Raw genomic sequence first — 6306 nt, 5'->3', positions numbered from 1 at the left:
AAAAAATAACTTCCGTTGTGAATCCTTACCTTCAATGGAACGGAGTTTTCAAGAGGATGGAAAGGCACACCGTATTCGATACGGTGTGCCTAATTTTTACTGCTCTACACAGAGTAACTTCAAGTTCGAATTACAAGCATGAGTATCAATTGTAAAAGCACCTTCGGGAGTTAAATCGGCGGAAATTTCCGCCGTGTTGCCCGCCTGTCCTGGTTCTACTCCGCTTGCCGAAGTCCACTCTAAGCAATTGTTGCCTTCCTCCCACAAACCGGTCCCGTTCGCCGGGCTACTTAATCCGGACCAGAAATAGGTTTTTGCTCCTCCATCGATTCCGTTCGAAAGATTCGACGTTACAATCGCTTGTGCGTTTGTTGTGAAAGTTACAGTCGTCCCATCCTTTCTACGGTATTCCTTGTTTGGAAATAAGACCCAGTTATTTTTGTTCGGAACAATGCTTCTCGGCGAATTTCCTCCTGCAACGATAAGAGCTTTGTAACTTCCCGTAAGGGTGGAAGGTTTTTCCGCCATACATTTCGCATCCGCTCCGGAAACGCCGCCTAAATTTCCTGAAAAGCCGGCGCCATTGTTAGTCGCAACGAAGGTTCTGCAAAACGCTGCTTCTTTGCAAGTTGCGTTTCCGGTAGTGTTCATGCTGATTAAAGAATACAATAATACGAATAGGCTCGTGTCGTCATCTTTAGAATCTTCGCAGGAAAAAAGTGTAATTGAAAACGAAATTACACAAATGAAAGTGAAAAGTTTTTGAAACATCAAAAGCTCCTTTGCTTGATTGTTGAAACAAATGGAGAGACTTAACTCCTGAATTGCTATTCAGGGATTGCCTTCTATTTGTTTTCAAAGAATCTTAACAGATGGAATCTTTGCCTTTGATTGCAGATTGTAATATGAATCATCCTTCCACTCGAGTTTAAAAAATATTCTGAACTTGAATTGGCAGGATCTATTGAGAAAGGTTCTGATTGAATTTTTGAAATTCTTGAATCAGCACTTCCATATCTTCAGGATGTACTAAGTGAAAAGGGTTTTGTCCGAGTAATTCTTCATCCGGCCACTCCAAAATGTGCGGGAACGAAGGATTTACCGAAATGACAGTTCCATCCATTCTCTGAATCGAAAACAGATATAGAGAATAATTATAGAAATTTTCAAAATTGAATTCGTTTAGGTAAGAATGTCGAAAGTTATTGTCCTGAGGTTCTGAATTTTTTGATCTAACTCCTTGTTGATAAGGACGCCCTCTGATTCCATATCGTCGATCGGAAAGTTTTTTTAAAACGATATAGGAACGATTGGAGCGATTTTGCTTATTCATTTTAGGAAAAAGAGCGCTTGTCATGATTTTCAATGGACTGATTGAAGATTTCATTTCAGTCTTTCACATTCGGAATCTACTTTCAAACAGTGAGTGGCCCTGTCTCTTCCTTTGATTTTCGATTGATACAAGGCTCGGTCCGCCGTTTCGATCAGTCTTTGAACGTAATCCTTGCTCTTTAAGGAAGAAGAATCGAACTGAAACGTTGAGATTCCGATGCTGATCGTGATTTTTTTATTGTCCCAGGAAAAATTACGAATCGTTTTAAGCATGGTTTCCGCGAGCGAAAGCGCCGCCTCGACGGAAGTGTCCGGCAACGCGACGATGAATTCTTCTCCGCCGTAACGAGCGACGATACCGTTTTCCCTTACGACTTTCGAAAGAAGGTCCGCAAGAAGAATCAAAACCCGATCTCCCTCCGGATGACCGAACTGATCGTTGTATGCTTTGAAATGATCCGCGTCGATCATCATCAGTGAAATTTGACTTTCCTGTTTTTGCGCGAGATGAATCTGATAATGCAATTCTTCGTTGAAGGCCCTTCTGTTTTTGAGCTTTGTTAAAGGATCGGTCGACGCCTGTTCGAACAATTGATCGTTTGCTTCTTTGAGTTCCGCGGCTAACTGACTGATCTTTTGATTGGACTCGATAAGCTCGGTGATATCGCGGCCGGTGATGTAAACCAAACCGGCTTCAAGATCGGGAAAACCGGTCCAGGAAAGATATTTATAGTCTCCGTTCGCACATCGAAGCCGGTTTTGAATCGAGGCTTTCGGAACTCCGGTATTGAGTTTGGAAAATTCCTGCATCGTTTCTTCAACGTCTTCCGGGTGTAAAAGATCGAAAGGATTTTTCCCGAGGAGATCTTCCGCCGCCCAGCTGAGAATTTTTTCAAAGGCCGGGTTTACCGAAATCACGGTTCCGTCCATTCTTTGGATCGAAAAAAGATCCAGGGAGTAATTGTAGAACTTTTCAAGGTTGTATTCGTTTTTATAGGTCATGGTCAAAGTCCTCAATTGTATAATGGATCATTCCGTATGGGAACAATCCGAGTCGAGACGAGGAGAAAGAAGATTCTTTGGATCGATGGAGGAATGATGGGTTACTCTGTTTCTACCGTTGATTTTGGATTGATACAAGGCCTGGTCCGCGTTTTCAATGAGAAGCTTTTGAAAGTCGGTATTCTCATTCCATCGATTGGAATGAAACTGAATCGTAGAGATCCCTATGCTTACGGTTACGTTCTTTTTCTCGCACGAAAAATCTCGGATCGTTCTTGCTATGGATTCCGCGATTGTGGCGGCCTCTTTTTCGGAAGCTCCCGGAAGCGCGATGATGAATTCTTCCCCTCCGTACCGAGCGACAATATCGCTTTCTCTCGTGGATCGAAGGAGGAGATTCCCTAGGTGAACCAAAACCTGATCCCCCTCCAGATGACCGAACTGATCGTTGAACGCTTTGAAGTGATCTGCGTCGACCATCAAGAGCGAAATCGGTGTTTCTTCCTTTAGAGCAAGGCGAATGAGGTATTGCAATTCTTCTTGGAAAGCCCTACGATTTTTGAGTTTTGTAAGCGGATCGGTCGAAGCTTGTTCAAAAAGTTTATCATTCGTTTCTTTGAGTTTTGCCGCGAGTTGGCTGATCTTCCGGTTGGATTCCACAAGATCCGTAATATCGCGTCCGGAAGTGTACAGAAGTCCTTCCTTTAAGTCGGGATAACAGGTCCAGGCGAAAAATTTATAACTTCCATCGAAACATCGATAACGATTTTGAAATGCAAGCGTGGGAATTCCCTGATTCAATTTTTCAATTTCTTTCAGAGTAGAATCCAAATCGTCCGGATGTAAGAGGTGAAACGGATTCCTGCCAAGGAGATCCTTCTCGGACCAACCTAAGATCCTTTCAAAAGAAGGATTCACTTGAATGACGGTGCCGTCCAATCGTTGAATCGAAATGAGATCCAATGAATTGTTTACAAACTTTTCTAAATTGTATTCGCGTTTGAAGTTCATTTTGTTAATTTAATAATTCCTCAGCCTTTCTATTCTCACCGTTCTCATATCAAAAGAAATTCCCCTTTGGTATGAACACGAAATCTAAGATTTCAGTCGTTGATTCTTAAAAATGAAAAGATCGAACGAAAGAATTTTGAAATCTTCTCTTTATGGAATGGACGTTGATGGAAAAGCAATCCTTACGAGAGAAGAAAATGAATCTGTATTCGTTACAAGGAATTTATGAAAAATAGTATATCTGAATTATATAATATATCTAAATAAAATTGAGAATGTTATAATAAGAACGGACTGCCCATTGATTGTTTTTACGGATCAAGATGTTTGTGCAATTTTTTTTTCTCAAATGGTAATTTGAGTATTTAGAATCCTGAAATTCTTTTTGAACTCTGTAGAATTTCTAACGAAAGTTCTTTTGCCGAAAAGAAAGGAAGATCTGTTTTTTCCAGACCTGATTGTCGGAAAAATATGGAATTCTCCGGTTCCCGTCCTTGACACCGGCGCTTTGTCTTTCGAGACTGGAACGAAGTCCATGGGAAAAATCAGGGAACTCAGCCCCGAACTCATCAATCAAATCGCAGCGGGCGAGGTCATCGAGTCCGCGCATTCCGTAGTCAAAGAACTGATCGAAAATTCCATGGATGCGGGAGCGACGCAGATCGACGTCGAATCCAAAGACGGAGGTCTTTCCGTTTTAAGAATTACGGATAACGGTTCCGGAATCGATCCGGAAGATTTGGAACCTGCTCTAAAAAGACACGCAACGAGTAAGATCAGGGACTACGGAGATTTGGAGCACGTTTTGAGTTACGGATTTCGCGGAGAGGCTCTTGCTTCCATCGCGTCCGTGTCCCGCCTAACGTTGGAAAGCGGGACCAGGGATCAAAAAACCGCTTGGAAGATTCAATCCGTAGGCGGTAGAATTTCCGAAAAAGAGGAGATTCCGGGATTTACGGGAACAAAAATTCTCGTGGAAGAATTATTCTTCAACACTCCGGTTCGAAGAAAATTTCTAAAGTCGATCCGTTCCGAAGATAAAAAGATTCGGGATCGGGTGACCACGCAGGCCTTGGCGAGAGAAGACATCCGTTTTCGTTTGTTTCAGGATGGAAAGGAAGTTTACGTTCTCCCCGCAAGAGAAAATAAAAAAGACAGAATCATAGATCTTTTCGGCGAAAATTTCCGAGATCATCTTTTGGAAGTGAGTTTAGAGCGGGGCGGAATCAAGGCTTTCGGTTATATCAGCGATCCTGATTTTTATAAATCCAATCGAACCGGTCAGTTTATCTTTATCAACGGGCGGCCGATCGAAATCAAATACAGTTCCGTTCTCTTAAAAAAAGCCTACGACGAACTTCTTCCACCGAACGGTCATCCGTATTGTTTCTTATTTTTCGAAATCGATCCTTCGAGAGTCGACGTCAACGTTCATCCGGCGAAGAAGGAAATTCGATTTTTGGACGAAGAAGGATTTAACGGATTCTTCCTAACGCTCATTCAAAAGGAACTTCGTTCGAGCACTCCGGTCAGTTTTTTGGAGTTGAAAAAACGTCTTTTAAGACCGACTCCGGATACGTTCAAAAGCAGTTCTCTTTATCAAGCGCATTCTCCGGTCGGAAACGGACAAAGTCCTCTTTTGAGCAGAGAACTTTTTGCCGAAGTTCCTCGTCAGGAAGGTTTCGATCTGGATCGAATGGGACCAGGCGCGTCTTTGAACGCGCTGACGGATAACGTAGTAAAACATTCTTCCTTTATTCCGAAAAAACATTTCGGCGTTTTGTTCGAGACGTTTATTCTCGCGGAAGCGGAAGACGGTTTTTATATCATCGATCAGCACACGGCGCACGAACGGATTCGTTACGAAGAGGTTTTGAGAAAACTCGAAAAGAAAAATTACGGAATTCAACCTCTTCTGACTCCGATTCGGATCGACGTCTCGAAACAGGAACAGGAAGAAATTTTAAACCGAAGAAAAGAATATGAAGAAGTCGGAATATTCCTGGATGCGCTCGGAGATGACAGCGTCGTCCTTCGGGAAATTCCCGCGTATATGGAGCCGGGTCAGGAAAAGGAAATCATTCTCGATTTTTTAAACAGAACCGAAGGAAAGGAATCCAGCGAACCTGAGTTATACGATCTTATGGCTAAATGTGTGGCGTGTAGATCCGCTATCAAAAAAGGGGATCATCTTTCCGATCCGATTCTTGCGGAAATTTTGAACAGATTGAGTTATTGCGAAAATCCTTCCCGTTGTCCCCACGGACGACCTACCTTAGTTAAGTTGAGCAGAGATGACCTCGAAAGAATGTTCCACAGAAAATGAAGAAGTTCCGGGCAAAGAACCGGATCGTGTAGTTCGTAAATTATTCCGCCAAACGTTAGTCGGAATCGTGATCCTCGTCTTAGGAGTGGTTTTTCTTGCGAGGGTTTTTCCGGAGCCCGTCTTGAACGTTTCGCAAAAGTTCATCGAGGTCACGGGCGTTTTCGGAGTTGGGATCGGAATTCTTCTCGCGGATTCTTTGCACGTGTTTATTCCGCCGGACGTATTTTTGATGATCGCGGTCGCGGGAAAACTGAACTCCATTCTGGTCATCGTTTCCGCTTCGATTGGAAGTCTGATCGGCGGTTCGATCTCTTATCTTACTGGAAGAATTCTTTTACCGAAAATAGAAGGCGTCGCAAGTTTTGTGAAAAAACACGAGCAAAAACTCGAACACTATTTGCATCGTTACGGATTTTGGGCCGTTGTATTAGCGGCTCTGACTCCGCTTCCGTATTCCTGGGTTTCTCTCGCCGCTGGAGCGATGAAAATGAGATATCTTTTGTTTTTTCAGGGTTGTCTTTTTCGAATTCCCCGGTTTATAGTATTCTATTATCTGATTCAATTCGGTTGGGTCGGGGGCGGAATGTAAACAAGCTGCGATCCGCTACAGTCTTATTTAAGTAGAATCTTTTGCA

5 protein-coding genes and 1 pseudogene are annotated in these 6306 nt (G+C 43.0%); 2 read left to right on the top strand and 4 right to left on the bottom strand.

Annotation, left to right across the window (positions count from 1 at the left end):
• Positions 1–96 precede the first annotated feature (96 nt).
• The 4 genes and pseudogenes from CH376_RS16825 to CH376_RS16810 all read right to left on the bottom strand — a co-directional run bounded on the left by CH376_RS16825 (position 97) and on the right by CH376_RS16810 (position 3345).
• Positions 97–771, bottom strand: a complete 675-nt coding sequence (locus CH376_RS16825; protein WP_100787009.1) for a DUF1554 domain-containing protein — start codon at positions 769–771, stop codon at positions 97–99.
• Positions 772–979: 208 nt separating this feature from the next.
• Positions 980–1189, bottom strand: a pseudogene (locus CH376_RS24655) (PAS domain-containing protein); the annotation flags it as partial.
• A 194-nt stretch (positions 1190–1383) separates the two neighbouring features.
• Complete coding sequence (locus tag CH376_RS16815) at positions 1384–2334, bottom strand: sensor domain-containing diguanylate cyclase (RefSeq protein ID WP_100787008.1); 951 nt, start codon at positions 2332–2334, stop codon at positions 1384–1386.
• 27 nt (positions 2335–2361) lie between these two features.
• Positions 2362–3345, bottom strand: a complete 984-nt coding sequence (locus tag CH376_RS16810) for a sensor domain-containing diguanylate cyclase (RefSeq protein ID WP_100787007.1) — start codon at positions 3343–3345, stop codon at positions 2362–2364.
• 535 nt (positions 3346–3880) lie between these two features.
• Here CH376_RS16810 and mutL point away from each other — a divergent pair.
• Complete coding sequence (gene mutL / locus CH376_RS16805; protein ID WP_100787048.1) at positions 3881–5671, top strand: DNA mismatch repair endonuclease MutL; 1791 nt, start codon at positions 3881–3883, stop codon at positions 5669–5671.
• Complete coding sequence (locus tag CH376_RS16800; protein WP_100787006.1) at positions 5640–6260, top strand: YqaA family protein; 621 nt, start codon at positions 5640–5642, stop codon at positions 6258–6260. Before mutL ends, CH376_RS16800 begins: the two co-directional genes overlap by 32 nt.
• Positions 6261–6306: the final 46 nt, after the last annotated feature.

The sequence above is a fragment of the Leptospira adleri genome, from assembly GCF_002811985.1.
GTDB classification, from domain to species: domain Bacteria; phylum Spirochaetota; class Leptospiria; order Leptospirales; family Leptospiraceae; genus Leptospira; species Leptospira adleri.
This window is presented reverse-complemented; position numbering and strand designations above follow the sequence as displayed.